This window comes from Flavobacterium sp. ZT3R18, from assembly GCF_007097385.1.
Taxonomy (GTDB): domain Bacteria; phylum Bacteroidota; class Bacteroidia; order Flavobacteriales; family Flavobacteriaceae; genus Flavobacterium.
Genome location: NZ_VJZS01000012.1, coordinates 59,912 through 84,052, shown reverse-complemented (window position 1 = coordinate 84,052; position 24,141 = coordinate 59,912). Strand labels below are relative to the sequence as shown.

Annotated in this window: 23 protein-coding genes and 1 pseudogene; all 24 read right to left on the bottom strand. The window is 31.6% G+C overall.

The features are described from left to right. Positions 1-20 precede the first annotated feature (20 nt). The 24 genes and pseudogenes from FNW52_RS13425 to FNW52_RS13310 all read right to left on the bottom strand — a co-directional run bounded on the left by FNW52_RS13425 (position 21) and on the right by FNW52_RS13310 (position 24,081). The gene (locus FNW52_RS13425) at positions 21-1,217 is read right to left on the bottom strand and encodes an ATP-binding protein (RefSeq protein ID WP_143377961.1); all 1,197 of its coding nucleotides are present in this window, start codon (positions 1,215-1,217) and stop codon (positions 21-23) included. A gap of 200 nt (positions 1,218-1,417) precedes the next feature. Next, positions 1,418-1,966, bottom strand: coding sequence for a dTDP-4-dehydrorhamnose 3,5-epimerase (gene rfbC, locus FNW52_RS13420; RefSeq protein ID WP_143377960.1), 549 nt, complete (start codon positions 1,964-1,966; stop codon positions 1,418-1,420). Positions 1,967-2,104: 138 nt separating this feature from the next. Continuing rightward, a complete protein-coding gene (locus FNW52_RS13415; RefSeq protein ID WP_143377959.1) occupies positions 2,105-2,542 on the bottom strand; it encodes a dTDP-4-dehydrorhamnose 3,5-epimerase family protein in 438 nt (145 codons plus the stop codon). 53 nt (positions 2,543-2,595) lie between these two features. Continuing rightward, the gene (locus FNW52_RS13410; protein WP_143377958.1) at positions 2,596-3,492 is read right to left on the bottom strand and encodes an NAD-dependent epimerase/dehydratase family protein; all 897 of its coding nucleotides are present in this window, start codon (positions 3,490-3,492) and stop codon (positions 2,596-2,598) included. A gap of 4 nt (positions 3,493-3,496) precedes the next feature. Next, positions 3,497-4,696 (bottom strand): glycosyltransferase family 4 protein, encoded by a 1,200-nt coding sequence (locus tag FNW52_RS13405; RefSeq protein WP_143377957.1) that lies wholly within the window; start codon positions 4,694-4,696, stop codon positions 3,497-3,499. After that, positions 4,696-5,541, bottom strand: coding sequence for a sugar nucleotide-binding protein (locus FNW52_RS13400; RefSeq protein ID WP_143377956.1), 846 nt, complete (start codon positions 5,539-5,541; stop codon positions 4,696-4,698). The genes FNW52_RS13405 and FNW52_RS13400 overlap by 1 nt, the downstream gene beginning before the upstream one ends. 7 nt (positions 5,542-5,548) lie before the next feature. Then, on the bottom strand, positions 5,549-6,670 hold the full coding sequence (gene wecB / locus FNW52_RS13395; RefSeq protein WP_143377955.1) for a non-hydrolyzing UDP-N-acetylglucosamine 2-epimerase: 1,122 nt from the start codon (positions 6,668-6,670) through the stop codon (positions 5,549-5,551). Positions 6,671-6,690: 20 nt separating this feature from the next. Continuing rightward, complete coding sequence (locus FNW52_RS13390; protein WP_143377954.1) at positions 6,691-7,722, bottom strand: polysaccharide biosynthesis protein; 1,032 nt, start codon at positions 7,720-7,722, stop codon at positions 6,691-6,693. A 10-nt stretch (positions 7,723-7,732) separates the two neighbouring features. Continuing rightward, positions 7,733-8,962, bottom strand: a complete 1,230-nt coding sequence (locus FNW52_RS13385) for a glycosyltransferase family 4 protein (RefSeq protein WP_143377953.1) — start codon at positions 8,960-8,962, stop codon at positions 7,733-7,735. A gap of 28 nt (positions 8,963-8,990) precedes the next feature. Continuing rightward, positions 8,991-10,052 (bottom strand): hypothetical protein, encoded by a 1,062-nt coding sequence (locus tag FNW52_RS13380; protein WP_143377952.1) that lies wholly within the window; start codon positions 10,050-10,052, stop codon positions 8,991-8,993. Between the two features lie 48 nt (positions 10,053-10,100). Next, positions 10,101-11,219: an N-acetyl sugar amidotransferase gene (locus FNW52_RS13375; RefSeq protein ID WP_143377951.1), complete on the bottom strand. Its 1,119-nt coding sequence runs from the start codon at positions 11,217-11,219 to the stop codon at positions 10,101-10,103. 1 nt (position 11,220) lies between these two features. Then, positions 11,221-11,982: an AglZ/HisF2 family acetamidino modification protein gene (locus FNW52_RS13370; RefSeq protein ID WP_143377950.1), complete on the bottom strand. Its 762-nt coding sequence runs from the start codon at positions 11,980-11,982 to the stop codon at positions 11,221-11,223. A gap of 1 nt (position 11,983) precedes the next feature. After that, positions 11,984-12,604 carry an imidazole glycerol phosphate synthase subunit HisH gene (hisH, locus tag FNW52_RS13365; RefSeq protein WP_143377949.1) on the bottom strand — a complete coding sequence of 207 codons (621 nt, stop codon included), beginning with the start codon at positions 12,602-12,604 and terminating at the stop codon, positions 11,984-11,986. Beyond that, positions 12,594-14,090 (bottom strand): hypothetical protein, encoded by a 1,497-nt coding sequence (locus tag FNW52_RS13360; RefSeq protein WP_143377948.1) that lies wholly within the window; start codon positions 14,088-14,090, stop codon positions 12,594-12,596. The genes hisH and FNW52_RS13360 overlap by 11 nt, the downstream gene beginning before the upstream one ends. Before the next feature lies 1 nt (position 14,091). Then, positions 14,092-14,994 carry a hypothetical protein gene (locus tag FNW52_RS13355; RefSeq protein ID WP_143377947.1) on the bottom strand — a complete coding sequence of 301 codons (903 nt, stop codon included), beginning with the start codon at positions 14,992-14,994 and terminating at the stop codon, positions 14,092-14,094. An 8-nt stretch (positions 14,995-15,002) separates the two neighbouring features. Next, positions 15,003-16,289 carry a lipopolysaccharide biosynthesis protein gene (locus tag FNW52_RS13350; RefSeq protein WP_143377946.1) on the bottom strand — a complete coding sequence of 429 codons (1,287 nt, stop codon included), beginning with the start codon at positions 16,287-16,289 and terminating at the stop codon, positions 15,003-15,005. Between the two features lie 137 nt (positions 16,290-16,426). Beyond that, positions 16,427-17,458 carry a Gfo/Idh/MocA family protein gene (locus FNW52_RS13345; RefSeq protein ID WP_143378027.1) on the bottom strand — a complete coding sequence of 344 codons (1,032 nt, stop codon included), beginning with the start codon at positions 17,456-17,458 and terminating at the stop codon, positions 16,427-16,429. Between the two features lie 6 nt (positions 17,459-17,464). Further along, the gene (locus FNW52_RS13340; protein ID WP_143377945.1) at positions 17,465-18,040 is read right to left on the bottom strand and encodes an acyltransferase; all 576 of its coding nucleotides are present in this window, start codon (positions 18,038-18,040) and stop codon (positions 17,465-17,467) included. Positions 18,041-18,043: 3 nt separating this feature from the next. Then, positions 18,044-19,177 (bottom strand): DegT/DnrJ/EryC1/StrS aminotransferase family protein, encoded by a 1,134-nt coding sequence (locus FNW52_RS13335; RefSeq protein ID WP_143377944.1) that lies wholly within the window; start codon positions 19,175-19,177, stop codon positions 18,044-18,046. 4 nt (positions 19,178-19,181) lie between these two features. Continuing rightward, positions 19,182-20,381, bottom strand: coding sequence for an L-2-hydroxyglutarate oxidase (gene lhgO / locus FNW52_RS13330; protein WP_143377943.1), 1,200 nt, complete (start codon positions 20,379-20,381; stop codon positions 19,182-19,184). 15 nt (positions 20,382-20,396) lie between these two features. After that, positions 20,397-21,692, bottom strand: coding sequence for a nucleotide sugar dehydrogenase (locus FNW52_RS13325; protein WP_143377942.1), 1,296 nt, complete (start codon positions 21,690-21,692; stop codon positions 20,397-20,399). Between the two features lie 140 nt (positions 21,693-21,832). After that, positions 21,833-21,976, bottom strand: a pseudogene (locus FNW52_RS21315) (DapH/DapD/GlmU-related protein); the annotation flags it as partial. A 375-nt stretch (positions 21,977-22,351) separates the two neighbouring features. Further along, positions 22,352-23,035, bottom strand: a complete 684-nt coding sequence (locus FNW52_RS13315; RefSeq protein WP_143377940.1) for a cytidylyltransferase domain-containing protein — start codon at positions 23,033-23,035, stop codon at positions 22,352-22,354. Beyond that, positions 23,035-24,081: a nucleotidyltransferase family protein gene (locus tag FNW52_RS13310; RefSeq protein ID WP_143377939.1), complete on the bottom strand. Its 1,047-nt coding sequence runs from the start codon at positions 24,079-24,081 to the stop codon at positions 23,035-23,037. The genes FNW52_RS13315 and FNW52_RS13310 overlap by 1 nt, the downstream gene beginning before the upstream one ends. Positions 24,082-24,141: the final 60 nt, after the last annotated feature.

Here is a 24,141-nt window from a genome sequence, read left to right as displayed (position 1 = left end):
TGATTCATGGAGTTATGCAATTAATATAAAAAGCCAAACAACCATAATGGTATTTTGTTCTGAAAACCATACTCAATATCGTCTGCGGCGATGAAGGCGTTTTCAATACCTTCAATTTGTTTCATCGATTTATCCTTTCCGCCTATTTCGAAAACATACTTCTCATTTATCAAAAAATCACCCTTGTTAGAATACATGATTTTATGCTTATACCCGAGCTGATTTGCGAAAAATGTTTCTCTTATATTTCCAGTATTAGCAGCACTCGAAGTTAAAGCATACATCAAATTTGAGTTCTCCAAATACACTTTAAGCGGTTTCTGTAGTTTACTAATACCACCCGACTCTTTAAACAAGTTGATAGTAAGACCAATTTCATCCAAATAATGAAAATACAAAAGCAAAGTACTCCTAGCAATTCCAATTTTCTCACTCAATTTACTCACATTAGGGATAAAAGGTACTGATTCGGAAATAATAAGCAACAATTGCTTTATTTTATGAACATAAGCCAAATCCAAACCTCGCAACAAAGGCAACTCAATTTCAAGCATCATATTAATAACCTCTTCCAAACGAGGCACGTACAAATCTAATTCTTCTTTATAAAAAGGGTAGTACCCCTGCTTGAGATAAGTATGAAAATATTGCAATGGTTTTACCTTGGCATTAATCAAAGTCGATTCTTTTGAGTGATTACTCAAGATAGACTCTAAAGTCAATTTATCAAAATGTTGTCCAGTTTCAATACTAAGATATTCACGAAACGAAAGCCCTTGCATGGTATAAGTAATAGCCCTGCGACTCAAATCAGCTCTAGCGTTCAATATTTGTAACAAAGAAGACCCTGTAAACACGACTTTTAGCATCGGGTAATCATCATAGATATTTTTCAACTCCTGCGACCAGTTGTCATATCTATGTACTTCATCTAAGAAAAGATACTCACCTCCTTTTTTTACAAAATCATCCGCTAAATCGACCAGTGTGTTATTGCTAAACCAAATTGAGTCCAAAGACACATACAATGTTTTATCTAACACCTTCGTCAGATTCATTTTAATATGCTGCAAGAGCATTGTTGTTTTCCCAACACCTCTTGCCCCTTTAACCCCTATTAATCTTGCGTTCCAATTAATATCACTCCCCAAACTCCTAACGAAATCCGTTGAAGTAAGACTTAATTTAAAACGAAATTTCTCAACTAACTCTTCCATATTGTTTTGCTTACAATACAAAAATACTTGTTTTTGTTCGACAGACAATACAAAATAATAAATTATTGTTCGTTATATCTAACAAAAAAAATGTTTTTATATATCGCACTATACAAAAAACAACAAAAACTGTATATTTAGACTATACAAAATAGGTCTTATTTTGTATAGTCAAGTATACAAATTCTAAATTCTAAACTCTAAAACTGACTGTTACAATTAGCGAAATCTGGTAAAACTAGATCCTTTTCAGATACAATCGCATCCGCTAAATCCATTCCCCAATCGATATTTAAAGTTTCATCATCATAGCGGATTCCTCCTTCACTTTGTTTGTTATAAAACTGGTCGCATTTGTACATCACTACTGCCGTTTCACTTAATACGGAGAAACCATGGGCAAAACCTTGTGGTAGCAGCAATTGTTTTTTGTTTTCGGCAGATAGACGAATCCCAAAATGTTTTCCGTAAGTTGGAGACTCTTTTCTCAAATCGACAGCCACATCCATAATTTCCCCTTGTAGCACCCTAACCAATTTCGTTTGCGCATAAGGCGGATTCTGGTAATGCAAACCCCTCAAGGTTCCTCTTTGTGAAAATGACTGGTTATCCTGAACAAAATCAATATCAATTCCCAACCCACTCAATTTACTTTTGTTATAGGCTTCAAAAAAATAACCCCTTTCGTCTTCAAATACGTCAGGAGTCAGGATAACTAAATCTTTAATAAAGGTTTGTTCTATGTTCATATTGTAATTTTATATTTTTAAAAAAAGAAATTAGAAAATAGAGTATAGAAAATAGAGATCGCTAAATTTCCAAAACTTGAAACTTTTAAACAATCTTAAACCTTTAAACTCTTAAACTTCTAAACCCATAACCGGCTACTAATAAACCGTCCACATATCACTATCAAATCGCACATCATCTTCAGAAATTCGATCTAGATGTAAAGTCGAAAAGGATATCAATTTAGAACCCACTTCCAACGATTCAATCGCATTGGCATAGCCTTCCGGAATGTGGAGAATATTGCTTTCGGTGGCACTGAGCAACACACTTTCAACTTTTAGGTCTTTAGAAGGCGATTCCCAGTTGTCTATTTTTACATAATGCACTTTTATCACACCTTGTATGCAATAAAAATATTTGTTATCTATTTTATGGCCTTGCCAAGCCCTCAAAGGATGTTCCGCTGAATTGTTGATGATATAAAAGCGCTCGATTGCATCAAATTTCATATCATTTACAAAGGAAAGTTGCCCTCTATGGTCGGTATGTAGACCTCCTTTGATTAATTGAGGGTATTTATTTTCTTTTGGCATGTTTTTTTATTTAATAAAATGGAGCTGTTCGGGTTTACTCATCAATTTAGAATTTAAACAATCCTAAACGACTCAAACGTTCTCAATAATCCTTCTCTAGCTGCAACAGGTAATGATTTCCCTAAAGCATTAACTATCTTCACATTACTTACCACATAATTCTCCGTTAGTTTTTGCAAACGCTCAGAATTAAGAGGAAGATGAATTTTATCCCCCATAGAGGCCATGAATCTAATAAACGGTACGTTTAATTTCCAAATAGAAGTTTTCTTTCCTATGTTTATTCCCAACAATTCTATCAATTCATTCGTAGATAAAGCCGTATCGTCCGCCACTTGATACACTCCCGAAGGAATCAACTCACTTTCTAATAATTCTTTAATGACAAAACAAAGATTCTCGATACTCAAAAAAGTGCGTTGATTCTCAAAGGCCCCCAAAGGCCAAGGCAGTCCTTTAGAAACCAGCTGATATAACAAGTTTAAATTCCCTTTGTTTCCAGGTCCGTGAATCATACAGGGTCTTAATATATAAACTCTTTTTCCTTCGGGCAATTCCTTGCTCAGTATGTATTCCTCCGCTTGATGCTTCGCAATGCCATAATGGGTTTTAGGATTTGGTATTTCGTCTTCGCTCAATATTCCTTTTACCTCATCTGCAACGGCTTTTACCGTGCTCATAAAAATAAAAACTGCCGACTCCGAAGCTAAGAAAGCATCAAAAAGTTGCTTGGTTAACTCAAAATTGGCTTCGTAATAATCCTGCGGATTGGAAACTTTTTTTAAATCGTGAGCTTTGCCAGCCAGATGAATTAAAACGTCAGCCTTTATCTCAAATTGTTGATTGGGTTCATAACGTACACTCATAGGCACTACACCGTGAGAACTCTTCAAATAGTCTTGAAGATTCGTACCTACAAATCCTGTAGCCCCAGTTATTGCTATTTTCATTTTACTATTTCAATATTTCGATAAGTCTGTCAATCAACATTTCTCTTTCAAATTCATTTTTAAAATACTTTAAGGCATTTCCTTCCATCTCATTTCTGCTTTCAGAAGACAAATTATACAACTTAATTACATTCGCAGCAAATAACTCAATATTTTCAGATGGCGAAACAAACCCTGCCATTGATTCTTCTACTACTTTAGCCCCTTCTCCATCTAATGATGCCAAAATAGGTTTACCACAGGCCAAATAGGATTGTAATTTTGAAGGAATAGTTAAAGAAAATATCTTGTCTTTTTTCAATGAAACTATTAAAGCATCTGCACAGGAAAAAAAATAGGGCATAGTTTCCGCCGGAAAAGCTCCAAGAAAATGAAAATTAGACTCTAAACCTCTCTTCTTTACTTTATTAATATAATTTTCCCTCTGACGGCCAGCTCCCAAAAAAACCCAATTAACCTCAGCACCACTTTCTTTTACAATCTTTGCTGCATTAATCAAAGTACCAATTCCTTGTGCTTCTCCTAAATTACCAGCAAATAGTAGTTTAAAACCTCTCGGTAATTTAGACTGATATTCTGCGGTTGGTTCTAAAGGTCTGTATAATTTTTCAGCAGAATTAGGATAATAAATTATTTTGTCTAAAAAATCCCCTTGTTTATTAATGTAATCAGCAAAACCTTTCGATTGCACCAAAACTTTTTTGGAGTTACTGTATATCATCTTAGTTATTTTATCAAAAAAACCAAGTACGTATTTATTTTTTATGCCGCCAGCAGCAGAAAGACTTTCTGGCCACAAATCTTGTACCCAAAAATAATAGGGTATTTTCATTTTTCTGCTTGCTACTATTGCGGGTAAACCAACTGTAACAGGGGAAGGTTCATACACAAATATTTTGTCAAATTTTTCCTTAATAAAAAAAACTTTGAGACTGCAAAAAAAGACAAATGATATATAATTTAACATCAAACGAATACCACCATTTCCTCTCGAAAATATTTTAGATCTGTATATTTTTATTCCATTCCATTCCTCATCATTATTCTTCCAAAATGAATAGTTTTGAAAAAATACACCTTTGGGATAATTTGGAATAGCTGTCAGAATACTAACCTCATGTCCTCTTTCTTTTAATCCTAAAGCTAAATCATTAATTTTAAAACTTTCTGGCCAAAAATATTGTGTTATAATTAATATTCTCATCAATTATAATCATAATTACTAGTGTCAATCCACTGCTTCATCTCCAAAATCATTTCATCATACGATGGTACATTGTAATCAAAGTCGATTCTCGAACTGTGCATACTTTTATCGACCTTATATTTAGAATTTTCTGAAACAATCAATGAATCACTTCTGAAAACTTTATTAAACAGTTTTAACAAGCTATACTTATCAATTTTAGCTTGACCAGCCACAACAATTAAACCTTTTATGTCTTGTCGAATCGCTTGATTTATAACTTTTGCTAATTCAATAGTAGTGATTCCTGACCAAAAAGCTTGTGAATAACCACTCACTTCATTCGTCTGTTGCATAAACCAATGAAACAATCCTATTCCCTCTTTATTCAATTCTGGTCCTATAATAGAAGTTCTAATCGTTAAATCCTTCTCGTTATTTATTTCCCCTAACGATTTAGACACTGCATAGAAACCTTCACCATCCTTAAAATCATTTTCTGAATACGCTCCTCTTTTTCCCGAAAAAACACAATCCGTACTAATACTAATCACTTTCGTTTTCGTGTTTTTTGTAACTGCTTCGAGATAATGAGGGAAATAGCTATTAAACCATACTGCTTTGTGTGGATTATTCTCAGCATCCTTATTTAAAATTCCGATACAATTTATTATCACATCAAATCCTTGATCTATAATTTTATCTAACTCAGCTGTATTACTAATGTCTAAGTTAAAAATACGGTCGGTTTGTTCCACATTTCTGGCAATACCGTAAACTTCATAATCTCCTAATAAAGGTAAAGACTTAAACACAACGTGTCCAGCCATACCTTTTATCCCAATTACTAATATTCTTTTCATTTTTTTATTATTTATCCCAAATAACTTTATTCACTATAGGGGTATAACTCTGAATTACTTTAACAATTCTTTCCGAAGTATTGGTTACTAAGTACTCTACTGGCAATTGAGAATTACTATTTACAGAAAGTCCTGTTGTAATTTCAATAGCATTAAGCATACTATCTTTACTTACGCCTCCTAATACAATTGTCCCTGCATCAATTGCCTCTGGTCTTTCAGTGCTTGTCCTAATACTAACTGCTGGAAAACCCATCATTGCTGCTTCTTCACTAATAGTACCACTATCCGAAAGTACTACAAAAGCATTTTGTTGCATCTTAACATAATCGAAAAAACCTAATGGAGCTACACTTTTTATGAGTGGGTTGAATACAATCTTTGAACTCTCCATTCTCTTTTTTGTTCTTGGATGAGTAGAAAATATTATTGGCATTTGATACTTTTCAGCAACAGCATTCAAAGACTCTGCCAAAATTTCAAAATTATTTTTTAAATCTATGTTTTCCTCTCTATGAGCACTTACAACAATGTATTTCCCTTGTTCTAATTTCAAGTTTTCTAAAACCGTAGAACCTTGAATTTTAACTTCGTTCTTTTTTAAAACTTCATATAAAGGAGAACCTGTTACAAATACATGGTCTTTTCTAAAACCTTCACTCAGAAGATATCTTCTACTGTGCTCTGTATAAGTTAGATTGATGTCTGATATATGGTCTGATATTTTTCTGTTTATCTCTTCTGGAACATTTTGATCAAAACATCTATTACCTGATTCCATGTGAAATATAGGAATCTTTAATCTTTTGGCTGCAATAGTACTCAACACACTATTTGTATCCCCCAAAACCAACAAAGCATCAGGTATTTCACTTGCAAGAACTTCATACGATTTAGATATTACATTCCCTATGGTTTCTCCCAAGTGCTTTCCTGCTACGTTTAAGAAAAAATCTGGTTTTCGCAATTCTAAATCTTCAAAAAAGATTTCATTCAATTCATAATCATAATTCTGACCTGTATGAATCACTATATGCTCAAAATATTTATCACAAAGCTTAATACACTCCGCCAGTCTAATGATTTCAGGACGAGTCCCGATAATCGTTGCTAATTTTATTTTTTTCATTTTATTTTTTTATACAATTCCTATCCAGGCATCTGAACAACATCTTCCCCAAAAATCTCTTTTCTGATTAAAGGCAATGTAGCCAATAATTTTTTCATTCCTTCTACACCCAGTTGTTCTGTATTGTGAGAATGATAATCCTCCGCTGTTGCAATTTCTTCTTCTCCTTCCGAGAAATATTGTGCATAATTCAAATCACGGTTATCCGCAGCAATTCTATAGAATTCCCCCATATCCTCAGCCTTTGCCATCTCCTCACGGGTACACAAGGTTTCGTACAATTTCTCCCCGTGACGAGTACCGATAATCTTGATTTCGGTATCTGCCTTACACAATTCTTTCAAGGCTTGTGCCAAATCTCCAATAGTTCCCGCAGGTGCTTTGTTGACAAACAAATCTCCTGGTTTACCATGCTCAAAAGCGAACAACACTAGTTCTACAGCTTCATCCAATGACATCAGGAAACGCGTCATATTTGGATCCGTAATCGTAATTGGATTCCCCTCTTTAATTTGTTTTAAAAACAATGGAATCACAGAACCTCTAGACGCCATCACATTCCCATAACGGGTTAAACAAACTGTCGTATCAGATAAATTTCTTGAAGCTGCTACAGCAACTTTTTCCATCAATGCTTTAGAGATTCCCATAGCATTAATAGGATAAGCCGCTTTGTCTGTACTCAAACAAATTACTTTCATTACTTTATTAGCTCCGGCGGCATCAATTACATTCTGAGTCCCAAAAACATTGGTTTTTGTCGCTTCCAACGGAAAAAACTCACAAGAAGGCACCTGCTTTAAGGCAGCTGCATGAAATACATAATCTACTCCACGCATCGCACGCTCTACACTATTATAATCGCGAACATCCCCTATGTAAAACTTAAGTTTATCATTTTTCAACTGATTACGCATATCATCTTGTTTCTTCTCATCACGAGAAAAAATACGAATTTCTTTAAAGTGATCTGTATGAAGAAAACGATTCAACACGGCGTTTCCGAAGGATCCAGTACCACCAGTTATAAGGAGAATTTTGTTTTTAAACATTTTTATAAATTTACATTAATAGGTCATTATAAACCTGAAGAGTTTTATTTGCGTTATTTTTTATATTGAAATTCTCTTCTGCTAACAAAAGTGAATTGTGTCCCATTAGGTTACGTTCAATAGGGTGATCATGCATATATTTAATTGCATTGAATAATTCCTCTGGTTTTTTTTCTTCAATACAGAGTCCCGTTTGCATATGAATTACCGTATCTCTCATAGGGTCTTTTATCGCTACAATACTGGGCTTACTCAAAAATGCAGCTTCAAAAACTGGCCTCCCAACTGCATTTAAATGAGATGGAAAACACAAAACATCTATATTATCATAAACACTAGTGATATTTGAAGTAAATTTTATTAAATGTACAAAATCTTGAAGCTGATGCTTTTCTATATAATCAAGTACAAATTGTTTGGCATCATGAGACAGTCCAAAAATCTTAAGTAAAAAAGACAAAACCCCTTTTTTCTCTGCTGGTTTATCTCCTACAATTATAAAATCTATCATAAGATTATTATCCTTTGCTAATTTTGCGGCTTTTACAAATTCTACTATCCCTTTCATGAATAATAGATTCCCCACAATAACTACTTTCAGTTTTCCTTTTAATTTTATTATACTATTTTTGACATTTTCATCATTATCGTTCAATGAAGATAAAGGGTCAAATCCGTTATGTATTATTTTTTTAGGCAAATCATGAGGCAATGATTTCGCAACTGTTTCGTCAATAGCTATGCTTATTTTTACATATTTTTTTAAAATTTTATAAATTATTTTGTTTCTAATACTCTTAGGACTCCTTTGAAGAGAGCGAATATGCAAAACTATAGGCTTCTTGAAAATCTTACTAGCAAATAGAACCGAAGGCAGGTTTGTGATTTCATTGATATGTATTAAATCGAAATCAATAAGAGATTCTTTTTTGGCTTTTTTTATTGCAATAAAAGTTGATGGAAGCAAAAACAATTCCCTTAAAATAACTAGCCATCTAAATCCTCTATAATGACCATAACTAGTATTATCAAATTGAGCGATACTACTAGTTTTTATAGTTTTTATAGTTTTTATATTCTGAGAATCAAATGCTAGACTTGCAGAACCTATCGGTAATAAAACAACAGGGTCAACTGAGTTCTCCGGAAAAGATTTTATTAATTCTAATAAACTTCTAGAAGCCCCACCAAATACTCCAGAATGGTGGATGAATAATACCTTTATGGGTTGAGAAATCATATAATGGGTGTTTATTTTACTGTAGCTTTTAATTAATGATGGGTTCTGATTGATCTAAAGATAAATCTGTAAATTTTCTTTCCGATAATGCCAAAGCCATAAATATATAGCATGGAAACAAGTATCGAGGAGCATAAATTGGAGATAAACAAAATATTATACAATACAAAACCCCCATATAAATAAAATGGTTATGTATGGATATTTTTTTTCTTACAATCTGAACAAGCAATATAATTGACAACAAGCTTTGTATGAAAATAAATAAATTATTATAAATATCACTAAAATCGAATACTTTATAAAACCTAAATAAAATACCTCCTAAAAGAAAAAGCGCTTTGGGTATAAAGACTATTAGGTATCCAAATGGATAATTTTGTATAGAAATTAAAATTGAAAACAATCCACTGCCTTCTACTTTATTATCCCTAGCCTCACTTGCAACACTATCTATATCCTCAAACGAACTTAAATTAAGTGGATATAATATGGACACTAACGCTAAAAAGACAAAGACATTTAAAAAAAATTTATCTTTAATTGGATTAAATTTACTTGTCATTACTGTATATACCAATACAAACAAAGCCATTTGCCATCTTACCAAAAACGCAAGTAAAAAAGCTAAAAATATATAAATATATTTTTGCTTTTTATGATATACCAACATTAAAGCTATTACTAATACTGAAAAAATTTCTTTATTAATACCTATTAAACTTCCAAACATTATTGGACTAATAATTAACAAAACTAAAAGAAGATTTCTATTTAAATCATACAACTTAGTCAGTTTTAAAAAAAAATAAGAAAAAATCAAGAAATTTAAAAAAAAAACAAAATAATAACTATTGCCTAAGAGCCTCAGAATAGTGTATGGTCCTATTAAATTAGGGTTAATTAATAAAATTTCTTGAAAAGAATAATTTTCTTCTGAAATACTCATATACGTCTCAGTATCTGCATAGAATTCAAAATCAATATTCCCTTTCATTGCGTCTATACCAATAGTGTATAAAAATATAAGACAGAAAATAAAAAATAACCATAAATAAAGATTACTTAATAATACACTTTTTTTAAACATATAAAGTTATAAATGTAAACAAAATTAAATTTTAAAAATTTAAGACAACTAAATTTTAAACCTATTTCTTACTTTTTTTAATTTTTCAAACAATTGAAACTGATTAGGATAATCTTCAAAAGTTTTAGTTTTGGATTTCATAATGGCATCAAAATTCTCTTTTGTTAATCCAAACTTTTTAAGTGTATACTCGTAATCATTCTTTAACATACTTTCTTCACAAATAGCTTTATTTAACTCCTCGAGAGCTTCAGATCTTGTTATTTGATTGGATACAATTAAACTAGACAAATGACCTTTCCTTTTATCAATATTAAATTTATTAGGTAAAATATATGCTTGAAAAAACCTTGTATAAATTGATTCATAATGCTTTCCGCCGTAATAAACCCATCCCAATTTGGATTGTATAATTTCCATAGCATCTGCTTTTTTATAATCAACATAATCTAAAAATGGCACAAATTTTATTTTTTTAATTTTCATGTAGTAGAAAAGTTTAACCAACCCAAAGTGTGGATAGGTTTTAATTTTCTTCTCTCCGAATTTCTTTTGTACTGCGCTAATATATTTATAATCATAATAACCATATCCCCATTTCAAGGGAAGAATAGATTCTGTTGCAAAATTAACACCATTTAAAATGTACTTAACATTATACTTGCTAGCCATTTTATAAAGAATAGAAATAATAGCATGATCTGTAGGCACTTCGCCGTCAGGAGTAGATGCTTTCAAGAAGGCTAACTGTAAATCTTTAAACTCCTCCCAATCGATAACATAAGTAAACAAGTCAATACCTAGATTATTTAAAGTTTTTTCAATATTACTAACAGCTAATTCCGAATTCCAACCATTATCCAAATGAATTGCAAGTGGTTTAAGACCTAATCTCAATACTTCATAGGCTACATACGTGCTATCAACACCACCACTTACACCGATTACACAATCATATTTTTTACCTTTACCGTCCGTTTTTATTTTTTCTACTAATGCTAATAATTTTCTTTCTCTTTCTTCCAAATCTTCAAAAGTACGTTCCTTTATTAGAGTCTCTGCCCTTTTACAATGGTTACAAATACCTTGCTCATCAAAAACAATATCTGAGTCTGTGGTATCCATTATACATCTATTACAAATTTTATATCCGCTATCTTTTATCATCTTATTTTAATATCTTTTTAAGTTCAATTTGATTTGGGTAATTTATTAATACAGCTTTATGCGGGCCGTGAAAAACGAATAAACTACCCGCAGCCACTGCCGCTATATTTGTAAAATCAACTAAATTTTTTATATCATTGAGATTACCCGCACCTCCACAACCAATTACAGGAATAGAAACATTATTTACAACTGTATTCAAAAAATTTATATCATACCCTTGCATTTGTCCGTCTCTTGCTATAGAATTAAGCATGATTTCACCAGCCCCCATATCTTCTGCAATTTTACAAAAATCTAAAGGACTAATTTTATGCCTCTTCGTTCCTGATTTTGAATAAACAAAATTTTTACCAAATATATCTTTTTTATAATCAATCGAAACTACAATTGTAGAGCTTCCAAATACTAGAGAAGCTTCTTTTATAAAATCAGGATTCTCAACAGCATATGAATTAATTACAATTTTTTCAACTCCTATTTTCAAAATTTTTTCAATATCAGAAATTGATCTAATCCCCCCTCCGTAACTTAGCGGCATAAAACATTCTCCAGCTATTTCTTCTATTAGTTTCAAATTGGGCTCTCTGTTCTCTTTTGTTGCTGTTATATCTAAAAATATAAGTTCATCAACTTCTTTATCATTAAAGATTTTTATCGCATTTATAGGATCCCCAACATAGGTCGGCGAACTAAATTTTTTGGTCTTAACTAAGCCGTCCCCTCTAAGGAGTAAACTAGGTATTATTCTTGTTTTAAGCATTTTATATTGAAGCAAAATTCTTTAATAATTCAAATCCATATTTATGACTTTTTTCTGGATGAAATTGTACACCATAAATATTACCCTTTTGAAATCCAGACGTAAAATTATTTTCATAATTTGTACTACAAAGTTCATCGTTCATATCATTAAGATTTACATAATAAGAGTGTACATGATAATATTTAATTTCCTCAAAATCTATGTCTTTAAATAAAGAATTTCTATGAATAGGTTTGACTACATTCCATCCCATATGTGGTGATTTAAACTTGGTATCTGCAAATTTAAACTTTACTACCTCTGCGTCTATCCAATTCAAACCTTTAGTTTTCCCTTCTTCGCTAGACTTACACATAATTTGCATACCTAAACAAATACCCAAAATAGGTGTTTTATCTACTAATACCTTTTTATCTAACAATTCTTGTAGGTTATTTGAGTAAATATTGTTCATAGCTACATCAAAAGATCCAACTCCTGGGAGAATTAATTTAGAAGCCTTTTCTATTTCTTTCTTATCGGCTGTAATAATCGCATTATAGCCAATTTTTTTTAACATGTTTTGAATAGACTTCAAATTGCCTAGACCGTAATCAACAATAATTATATTATTCTCCATTTAATATTTGATTTAGATTATCAAAAATATTTTTTTTAGGTTGTTTTTCATCAACTATAACAAGAGTATTAACTGCTAATAAATTTTCAATTAAATCCTTCATTTTTGTATGATTTTCACAAAAGTACGCTAATTTATTTTTAATTAATTTTTTATATAAAGAAGCACCATACTCCGATGTAATAATTGAAGGCTTTGCAAATTCAGAAGCTTCAATTACAACTGTGGACTGTACAGTAATATGAATGTCAATGTTTCTAAGTACAGTATATAAAGGCATGACTGAACATATGTCAATTTCGAAATTTACAATCCCATTGTCATTTAATTTTTTTATTATTTTAAATTTATCACTCATCATAACGGGATGTAGTCTAATAAATAAATCATATTGATTTTGGATGTTTTTTAATAATTTCCATGTTTCCCCCATCAATTCGTCAGTACACATACCTGGACTTAATGTAACTAAAATCGAGGCAACATTATTCTTTTTTGTTTTGTTAAATGCTTCATCATAATCTTTGACTAATCTACTAGAATTATCTTTCCAAATTTCAGAAAACATGTTCCCGCTAATTAGCGCTTTATGCTTTATAACATTGGTATTCCAAGTGTCTATTATATCTTTTTCATCATCTGACCAAACCAAAAAATAATCTGGTAACAACCCATAACCAATTTTCGGAACTTTTTCCCACTTACTATAAGCAAGATGTAATTCCCCCTGAACACCATGTTGTATGTCTATTGTTTTAATCCCTAAATCATTACAAGCTTGTATGAATGCCATATTTGAATCACAATAATACGAAACCACAAGGGCTAACCTCGGTTTTGTTTTTTGTAATACACTAATATAATAGGCTTTAAGTTTCTTGATTTTATAAACTTTGGCTCTAACAACTTCTTTACCTGGCAATGTGGCAAAATTTTTATTTGCAAAACCATCTTCAAGGAATTTTTCATAATCTACCCAATTTTCTTTTTCAAATTTTATTTTTATCACCTTATTTATTAATAAGGCTTTGATAATAATATTATCTATTTTTGTTTGAATAAATATCGAAGGTGAATAACGTGGCGAGTAAAAATAATGAGCATCATCTAACCGTAATGTGGATGTAGACGTGTTTTTGTAGTAATCTACAATCGGATCACAAAATTTTTCATACCAAGTATTGTGCAGTTTTGTAAAAGAAACACCGTCGCTTTTTAACAAAATATCTACTTTTTTTAAACTTGCATTATTTTTTAGATCTGAGGTCATGGCTATTAGCCTTCTTATTTTAGCCTTCAAAACCATTCCTACATATCCTAATGATCTTGTTTTTATTCCTCCAGAATTTACTGTTTGGTAAGACAATATACTGTAGTTTTCTATTCTTATAAGAGGCCAAAATTTAATACCGTCAATTTCCCATTCATCAACTGCAAATCTCTTTTCGATGTCATTTATAATATGACCAATATCTTCTAACTTCATTTTATTTATAAGCTTTTATAATTCCTGAGGAGTAATCTATGATAGTATTATCATATTTTTTCATGAATGATTTAAAATCAACAGCCTCTTTAAGAAAAACTTCCTCGTTATGTAAATAAAAATAAGTATCATAGGACCACCAAATGACTCCATTTACTTTTTTGTTTTTAAACTTTGTTTTTAAAATGGTAACTGCATAGTTATCCACAAAATCCTTTTTGAGCATAACATCAAACTTGTATTCGCCATTTTCCTTTCCGTTATAACGTTGCCATATAAAAGGATATACCTTTTTATTATATTTAATTCCTAATCTTATACTTTCCTTTACATCTAATGACACATCTAAATTAGAAGGAGTATATAAATATAAATTTGGACAAAATACATCACAACTTTTGAGTAATGGCGCAATCTTGTCATTACCATGCTTCCATTCTGAAACTGATTTAAAATTATCCTTTTTAAAAGGAATGCCGTAATAGCCCCAACTTACATTAGGGCGTATTTGTTTTGCAATTTTGATTGCCTTTAAAAATTCTTTTAATACAAATTGATAAACAGGGCTATTAGAAGGAAATAACATTAAAATATCAAACGATCTCCCTTCCCAATCCAAGACCCCAATTCCATGAGCACTTTTATCAGGAAAAGCTTGAACTATATATTTGGCAATTGTGTCCGTATTCACAGAGCATTCCTGATTCAAATCTGGTTTATCCGGATAAATTTTATCCCCCAATATAACTTTCACCCCTTTATTACCTTGTTTTTTCAAAAAGGCTTTAGCAACATCACCATAATCATCAATAGCCAAGTAAAGTTTACTTTTACCTATTTGACCATAAGCTAGATTAACCGTAAATGACATTAAAAAAAGAATAAAATAAAAATAATTTTTCATGCTTTAATTTATGCTACATTACGATATAATTTTGTACTGAACCATGGCATTTCATAAACCTTATTACTTAAATACCAAGTTGCTACAAATGATATAAAATATATTATTGCCATAGAAATACTAGCTCCTATTGTTCCAAACCACTTCAGAAAAAAGTAACACAATGGAATATTAAGCAGGGCTGTAGATAGTGTTACAATAGATAACAGTTTAGTTTTTTTAACATAAAAAATAAAACCACATACCATTAAATACATACCATTAAAAGCATATCCCAAAATAATCCATAGGATATAATGAATCGCACTTTGAAAAGATTTCCCAATAAGAAACGACAATATCAACGGCAATATATATACAGAAAAAACAACAACTAAAATTAAAGCTAAGAAATACAAATACGTGAATTTTACAATTTTAATTTTAACCTGAAAATCGTTAAGATTTAATTTATTATACAGCCACGGAACATAAGCACCTATAAAAGCCGTATTAACTAATCCTAAAACACTTCCTATTTGATAGGCTACGGTATAAACGCCCGTATCTGTAACGCTTATTAAATTAGTAATTAGAATACGATCTGTAAAAGCAATGAGTAACCCCCCCAAAATGTGTGGTATCAAAGGAAAACTAAAAGATGTGATATCTTTTAAATCTGCTTTATTATAATTAAACTTTACATATTTAAGCTTTATTAATAAAAACAAACTAATTAATGCCGTTATTGATACGGAAATCAATTGTCCTAACAGCCGACTTTGCCAACCATAATGAAGTTGATAAATAAAAAACAAAGAAAACCCAGCATTCAATATGGATTGTAAAATTTGTAAAACACCATATTTAAATGGTTTTACTTTTACTTGCCAAATAGTCAATAAGGTCATCGTAACAAATTGACAAACCCCTACTAACAAAATAACAATAAGCCACTCGAAAGGTACAGCAGTATAATTACTGATAAAATTGCCAAATAATAAAAACAAAATAAACAAGGCAAAAGTGCTAAAAAGCAATAGTAAAAAGGCATTGCCTACATAACGAGGAAAATCTAACTCTTTATTTTCCTCAAAATACTTTCGATGAATTGCACCATGAGCACTTACCCCAATAAATGGGGTTACAATATTTATTATAATAGCCGCCATTGAAACAATACCATAATCTTCAGGAGAAAAAACGCGTGTTAACACTGGTATTAATAAAAATGGAATACTTGCGTTGATAATCGATGTTATCGTATAAATACCCGATGATTTGAATAATGAAGATTTTAAAATTTTTCCTAGCATTGTGCTTATTAACGTTTACTGTTTTACCAACTTATCCAACGAACTATAAATAGTCACAATCTGTAAGTAGTACTCTTTTTAACTGGCGTACCTCTATGAAGCTGTTATTTTAACAAACATTATAACAACACAATATACTACTTCGATGAGTAAATTTTCTCTATTATTTCAACCACTTTCATCCCCTCTAAGGCATTCGTGGAAATACTATCCTTACCTGCTATTACATTTGAAATATTCTCATATACATAATGATGATTTGCGGCTGAACCTTTATATTGTCCATAATCATTTGGCGGATTACTTTCGGCAAGAACTGGCATTACATAATCTTTAATATGGCAATATTCTACTTCATTCATATACTGTCCTCCTACTTTAACAGACCCTTTTTCAGCAACTATTGTGATGGAACTTTCTAAATTTTTATCCCAAACAGCCGTAGAGTAATTCAAATTTCCAATTCCGCCATCTACAAAATCAAAAGTTACAAACCCTGAATCTTCAAAATCTGTGCTTTTTTCGTGCATAAAATCATTTAATCGGGCATTAATGTTAGTTACGTCACCGAAATACCAATACATCAAATCAATAAAATGGGAGAATTGAGTAAATAATGTACCCCCATCTAATTCTTTAGTCCCATGCCAACTTGTAGGTTTACCAGTTTTACTATCTGGTTTATAATAACGATCATCTCTGTTCCAGTAACAATTGATTTGCACCATACAAATCTTACCCATAATACCTGCTTCAAGAACTTCTTTTAACCATACGGAAGGTGGAGAATAACGATTTTGCATTACACAAAACACTTGTTTATGTTTTTGAAGGGCCTTAAAAATAATTTGCTCACAACCTGCCTTTGTCAATGCCATTGGTTTCTCTATTACAACATGACAGTTATTTTCTAACACTTGTAAACCTTGCTCTTGATGAAATCCATTAGGTGTTGCTATTGCTACTGCATCAACTTCTATCCCAGAATCAAATAAAGAATCTAGTGAATAGAAAAACTTGGCATTTGGATAATTTTCTAAACCCAACTCTTCTCTTTTTTTGATATCACACAATGCTACCAATTCGAAATCGGAGTTTCCAAGAATCATACTCGCATGTCTTTTTCCAATATGTCCACAGCCAATTACTGCAAATTTTATTTTACCCATCTTCAATTAACTTATTTTAGTTACTGTATTATTTTCTAACATATATTCTTGCTTGCTTTCATGACAAACAGCAATACCTTTTTCATTAAACTCCAAACGGTGACCATACTCGCCAACCCAACCGATGTGTTTGGCTGGATTCCCAACCACAAGCGCAAAAGGCGGGACATTTTTTGTTACCACGGCACCTGCTCCTATAAATGCATACTCACCAATGTCATGTCCACAAACTATTGTGGCATTTGCACCAATACTGGCTCCTTTACCCACATGGGTCTTGGCATATTGTTCCCGTCTAATTATTGCACTACGAGGATTTATTACATTTGTAAAAACCATGGATGGCCCCAAAAAAACATCATCATCACAAGTTACTCCTGTATAAATGGAAACATTATTTTGGACTTTAACATTATTCCCTAATATAACTTCTGGCGATATAACCACATTTTGACCAATATTACATTTCTCTCCAAGTGTACAATTAGACATAATATGTGAAAAATGCCATATTTTAGTACCAGTCCCAATTGTACAACCTACATCAACTAATGCAGTTTCGTGTGCGAAAAAATCTTGCATATTTTAGTTATTAAAAAATAATTTTACTTGACTGCAAACATACTCCATTGACTCTAATTCCATTTCGGTGTGAACAGGTAACGAAATTACTTCATCACATAAAGATTCTGTAATTGGCAATTTAAAATCTGAATCCACAAATTGCTGAAATGCTTCTTGTCTATATAATGGAAGTGGATAATATATCATGCTGGGTATCCCTTTTTCAGAAAGAAACTTTTGCAATTCATCTCTTTTACCATTTTTAATTTTCATAGTATATTGATGAAAAACATGTGTACTGTTAGCTTGTCTTTTTGGAACTTGAATTTCTTCAATAGTTGCAAAAGCAGTATCATAAAAAGAAGCCATTTGATTACGTGCCTGACTGTAATTATCTAAATGCTTTAATTTAATATTAAGTATAGCCGCTTGTATGGTATCCAATCTAGAATTACATCCTAAAACCTTATGATAATATTTTTTTTCTTGTCCATGATTGGCAATCATCCTCATCTTTTGAGCTAATTCATCATCATTAGTCATTAACGCTCCTCCATCACCATAACAACCTAAATTTTTTGATGGAAAAAAAGAGGTACTCCCGATATGTCCTATCGTTCCTGTTTTGGCAGTACGTCCATCCGAGAAAGTATAAGTAGCTCCAATTGCTTGGGCATTATCTTCAATAACAAACAAATTGTATTTATTAGCCAACTTCATAATTGATTCCATATCACACGATTGACCATATAAATGAACTGGCACAATTACCTTAGTTTTTGGCGTTATTGCTTTTTCTATAATTTCGGCAGTAATATTAAAGGTGTTTTCATCAACTTCTACCATAACTGGAATTAAACCCAGTAAACCAATAACTTCTGCCGTAGCAACATAAGTAAAAGAAGGACAAATTACTTCGTCTCCTCTTTCAAGTCCTAAAGCCATCATAGCTATCTGCAAAGAATCTGTACCATTCGCACAAGGAATAACATGCTTTACATCTAAATATTTTTCTAAACCAGACTGAAACTCTTTAACCGCTGGTCCGTTAATGAAAGCAGTACTACCTATACAATCAATTACCGCTTGATCTATTTCGTTTTTTATGTGGTGGTATTGTGTTTTTAAATCCACCATTTGAATGGGATTCTTCATAATCTTAATTATATTTTTTTAATGCGAGAGAAGCTATACTCTCGCCTATTGCTAATGATGATGTCGCAGCTGGTGAAGGTGCATTACATACGTTAATTATATTGTTATCTTCAAAAATTAAAAAATCGTCAGAGAGATTCCCTTTACTGTCGCAAGCTTGAGCACGAACTCCAGCGGTTCTGTGTTCTAAATCTTCTTTTCGAATTTCTGGAATCAATCTTTGTAATGCTTTTGTGAATGCTGTTTTTGAATAAGAACGATACATTTCGTACATCCCATCTTTCCAATATTTCATAGCCACTTTTTGAAAACCGGAATGACCTAGTGTTTCCAAAAGTTCTTTCCAATTAATCGTTTTATTGGTATATCCTTCACGCGCAAATGCTAATACTGCATTAGGACCAGCTTCAACACCACCATTAATCATTCTTGTAAAATGGACTCCTAAAAATGGAAAATTAGGATTTGGAACTGGATAAATCAAATTTTTGACTAAATGTTCCTTTTCTTTCTTAATATTAAAATATTCTCCTCTAAAAGGCAAAATTTGAACATCAAGCGCTGCATTTGTCATTTTCGCAACCTTATCCGAGTACAATCCTGCGCAGTTGATAATCCATTTCGTTTCAAAACGATTGTTTTTCGTTTGTATTTCAGAACTATTACCAATAGACTTGATTTCTTGAACATTTTGTTCAAATAAAATTTCACCTCCTAGTTGAACAAACAAATCAGCGTATTTTTGTGAAACTTCGATATAATCTATAATTCCGGTTTGAGGTACCCAAATCCCTCCTATCCCAGTACAATGTGGTTCAATATCTTTGATCTCTTGTGCGTTAATTTTCTTAATTCCCAAAAGTCCGTTGGCTACCCCTCTATCATAAATCCCAGCCATTATAGCCAATTCTTCTTTCTCGGTGGCTACAATTATTTTACCGCAAAGATCATATTTAATTTCATTTTCGTTACAAAACTGAATCAATTGATCATAGCCTTTTTTGCAATTTATGGCCTTTAAACTTCCAGGTTTATAATAAATCCCCGAATGAATCACTCCACTATTATGACCTGTCTGATGCAAGGCAATTTTAGATTCTTTTTCTAAAACAATAACTTTTAATTTTGGGTTTTGTTTTTTTAAATGATAGGCAGTTGAAAGCCCTACGATACCCCCTCCTATAATGATGAAATCTGTTTTCAAATCAATATCTTTAAATTATAACCTCCAGTAGTTTTTAAACTCTTTTGGGCTCTTCATCCCTTTTATATCAAACATGTAAATTTCATCCTTAGATAATTTTTTAAAATCTTCTGTAGTCATTTGAATATATTCATGATGCCCTACTGCCAATACTATAATATCATATAATCCCACAGGCTCTTCAATCAATGTAATTCCATATTCATGAGCCAATTCATTAGGACATCCATGCGGGTCAATAACATGGACATGGATAGAATAATCCATCAACTCTTTCACTAAATCAACCACTTTTGAGTTTCTGATGTCTGAAACATCTTCTTTGAAAGTAATACCCATAACCAAAACCTTAGCTTTTCCAGGATTTTTATCTTGTTCTATTAGAGCTTGAACAATTCTTTTGGCTATAAAACTAGGTATAAAATCATTAACACGTCTCCCTGCAGCAATAACCTGAGGGTCTATTCCCAGTTGTTTGGCTTTGTGCATCAGATAAAATGGATCAACACTAATACAATGTCCACCAACCAAACCTGGCTGGTATTTATGAAAATTCCATTTGGTTCCAGCCGCTTCAATTACTGCTTTGGTATCAATTCCCATTTTATCAAAAATGATAGCCAGCTCATTCATCAATGAAATATTGATGTCTCGTTGGGTATTTTCGATAACTTTCGCGGCTTCCGCAACCTTTATTGATTCTGCTTTATGCAAACCCGCCTTAATGATTGTGCTATATATTTCAGAAATAACTCCCAAAGCTTCTTCATCATTACCAGAAACTATTTTTAATATATTAGTCAAGGTTTTCACTTTATCCCCAGGAACGATTCGTTCGGGGCTATATCCAAATTTAAAATCAACACCTCCTTTTAAACCTGAAATAGTTTCCAATATAGGAACACAATCTTCCTCAGTACAACCAGGGTAAACAGTTGATTCATAAACTACATAATCTCCTTTTTTTAGTGCCGAAGCAACACTTCTTGAAGCTCCTAACAATGGATTTAGATTAGGCACTTTATTTTCATCTATGTCAGTCGGCACACCAACTATATGGAAATGTGCTTTTTTCAAATCCTCCACATCAGAGGTAAACATGATATCACATCCGTCAAAAGCATTAGCTTCTAATTCTTTCGAAGGATCTATTCCATTTTTCATTAACTCCACTCGAGATACATTGATATCAAAACCTATCACTTTGAAATACTTCGCAAATTCTAAAGCGAGAGGTAACCCTACATATCCTAAACCTGTAACAGAAATGACTTTTTCTTTATTTAAAAATGATTCAAATAATTCTGACATAAAACTTTATCTTTTAATAATTTATTTGAAACTGTTAATTTTATCTTAACAAGCTTCTTTGCTTAAAACACAATTTGTAAAACTAAGTTCCCCCCTTAGTTAATAGTTATTCTAAATCATTAATTGTATGACTTTTGCTTGATAATTCGAGCCGGAACTCCTCCTACAATTGTGTTAGCTTCAACACTTTTAGTAACAACGCTATTAGCTCCAATAATAGAATTATTTCCTATTTCTACTCCTGGATTAATAAAAACATTTGCACCTATCCACACAAAGTCTCCAATTATAACATTTGCACTCTTTTTTAATCTATTTTCTAGAGAAAAATCTTGGTCTGCTATATCCGTAGAAGTGTAGACTCTAACATTATGGCTTATTTGACAACCTTTACCGATTTTTACACTATTCCCTTTTACAACCTGAATAGTAGATAATTCACCAATGTATGAACTATCCCCTATGACAATGTCTCCATCACCATAAAATATAATGTCCCGTCCATTAAATCTAAAATTTTTATTTAAATTATATTTTTTTCTAAAAACAGAATAAATACAATTATTTTTAAAATTGTCTATTTTTATAAAAAATTTACCAAGAAGTAATTTAATCATCTTATTCTTTTTTAAACATGTATATGTAACAACTTACTATTTTCATTGTATATTCAAATAATATTCCGTCAAAACCCAATCAGCCATAGTATCTATATCTATGCTTCTTTCCTCAGGCATAATAATTTTCTTTATTTTTTCAAACTCACTAATTGGAGTTTTTTTAAGTGAATCTACTCTCATCAAATACATAGATCCATTATAAGTAAAAACATCAGGGCAATCTTGTCTTCGTGTAAAACTAGATTTTTTACTTCTTTCCAAAAAGTTATCCCCATTTTCTTCAAATATTGTGTAGTAAGGACTTTCTTTAGATTTTTTTACACTAACAACCATATCACATTCTTCATCATACGTTTCAAATAAATTAGCTATATCATCTTGATGACGAAAAGGTGAAGTCGGTTGCAAAAGCAATACTGCATCAAACACTATGTCATTAACTTCATAATGTTTCAAAGCATGCATAATTACTTCATAAGATCCAGCAGCGTCTGAGGCTAATTCCTCCGGTCGTTTAAACGGAATTTCAATTTCTAACTTAGTTAATAATTCTAATATTCCATCATCATTTGTTGAGACACACAAAACATCTTCAGGGTTCATGTTGTGCAAAGCAAAATCAATTGAATATTGTATAAGTGGTTTATCGCCAAGCATTTTTATGTTTTTTCCTGGCAATCCTTTTGACCCAGCTCTTGCTGTAATTAAATATAGTATTCTCATTAAAATTTTATGTGCTTAATATCTAATTGGGCTTTCTCAAAATCTTCATGTTTACCAACATCTAGCCAATAACCCAAGAAAGGATAAGAAATAACTTTTAATTCATTTTTGATCAATTCTTCCATTAAATCGGTGGCATTAAAAAAAGTATTTTTCGGTATATATTTCAACATTTCTTTTTTCATCAAATAAATCCCTCCATTGGAATAATAAGTATAAGTCGGTTTTTCCTTAAAGCTTTTTACTTCCCCTTTATTGGTTTCCAAAACGGCATAAGGAATATTAACTTGATATGGAATGGTCAACACTGCCAAATCGGCATCTTGATTTATAAATTCTAGAAAAAACTGTTCGTAATCAATGTTTGTTAATAAGTCTGAATTCGTTACTAATATATAATCATGTTCGAAATTATTAATTTGAGAAACCGCACCTATTGTCCCTAATGGCTCATTTTCCCAAACATATTCTATTTTAATATTCTTTCCTTTTCCATTTCCAAAATGATTCTCAATTTGTTCTCCTAAATATTTTACTGAAACCCAAAAATCATCAATTCCAAATAAAGTCAAACGATCTACATTGTGTTCCATTATAGCTTTATCACCCACTTTTAAAAGTGGTTTAGGCATCGTATCCGTAAATGGTTGCAAACGTTGTCCTCTACCACCAGCCATTATAACAGCATCAATTGGCAAATACGATTTTACTCTTCTAAAATTGATTACATTTATTACCTTATGATTTTCATCAACTATGGGTACTATTCTAAAATTACCTTCTCGATATTCAATAATCTTATGCAAGTTATTCTCTCCTTTAGTAATATATCTAGGATTTTCCTGAATAACTTCATCAATCAAACTATCAATTGTACATCCTTTTAGTAATCCTCTCCTAATATCCCCATCAGTAAGCGCACCTATTAGCTTATCGTCAAAATCTACTACAAAAAGTATAGCATCTTGCGGTAGTTCATTTAAAACAAGTAGTGCTTGTTTTATTGAACTACCAAAAACGATTAGATGAAGTTTATAATTTTCCATGTGATTATATTCATTAACAATTCAATTGGAACTGTCTATTGTTTTTTATTTGATTCTATT